The 1,236-nt window shown below is 45.6% G+C and carries 1 protein-coding gene; it reads right to left on the bottom strand.

Translation table 11 applies throughout. From position 1 onward, the window contains the following. Positions 1–104: 104 nt before the first annotated feature. The coding region (locus tag KDK16_RS10480) for a WD40 repeat domain-containing protein (RefSeq protein ID WP_257254915.1) at positions 105–1,236 on the bottom strand (1,132 nt) is incomplete at its 5' end.

Below are 1,236 nucleotides of genomic sequence, written 5' to 3'. Positions count from 1 at the left end.
GAAAGTTCATAACATTGATGTCAGCGAAACTAACAGGAAAACAGGACGTTGATTCTTGCCGGGCAGGTGTTGCAGAAGAATAATGAGTGAGTAACAGCAAACCATCATTCATTCATACTTAGTTCAGTGATTTTCGCCGTCTCATCTTGATGGATGGTCAAAACATGGCCATCGGCGCTGAGGGTCGCTGATCGGATAATACCAGGATGGGAAGTGCTGGCTTTTTCTTCCCATGATCCATCGCTGTTCTGACCATAAATTTTCCACGTTCCATCGACACTGACAGTGACCAAATGGCGGCCATCGACACTAAAGGTTGCTAATGTAATAAAACAATCATAGGAGATGATGGCTTTTTCTCTCCATGATCCATCGATCTTCAGGCTATAGATTTTCATCATGAGATCATTACTGCAGGTGATGACATGACGGCTATCGGGGCTGAATTTGGCAAAGTAGACATTTTTGTTATGGGAAATGATGGCTTTTTGTTCCCATGATCCATCGTCCTTCTCACCATAGATTTTCGCTTTGTCACCTAAATTGGCGGTCACCATATGGCGGCTATCGGCGCTGAATTTGGCTGAGCACTTTCTTAGGTAACCGGAAATTGATTCAAGAAACTCCCAGGCTGTTGTACCAGCTGAGCAGTGACTCAGGTAATCGGAAATGGTGGCTTTTTCTTGCCATGATCCGTTTTTATCCTGGCCAGAGATTATCGCCTTGTTATCGTCACTGGAGGTCATTAAACAGCGACTATCGGGACTGAATTTGACTGACTTGACCTTTCCATTATGGGAAATGATGGCTTCTTCTTCCCATGATCCATCGGTATCCAGTCTATAGATCTTTGCACTGCCATTATCTCTGGTGATCACCACATGGCGACTATCGGAGCTGAAGGTAACTGAAACAAAATGGGAAACAATGGCCTTTTCCAGCCAGGACCCATCGTCTATCTGGCCATAGATTTTCGCTTTCCTATCCAGGCTGGCGGTCACCACATAGCGGCTATCGGGGCTGAAGGTGGCTGAGTAGACAGTCTCATCATGTGGAATGATGGCTTTTTCTGCCCATGACCCATCGTCACTCTGGCCATAGATTTTTGCCCTTTGATCCCAACTGGTGGTTACTAGATAGCGACCATCTTTGCTGAAGGTGGCAAAACTGACACTAGCGTTATGGGAAATAGTGGCTTTTTCTTCCCATGATCGTTCGTCCTTCTTGCCATAGATT

Source organism: Endozoicomonas sp. SESOKO4 (assembly GCF_024606275.1).
This window is presented reverse-complemented; position numbering and strand designations above follow the sequence as displayed.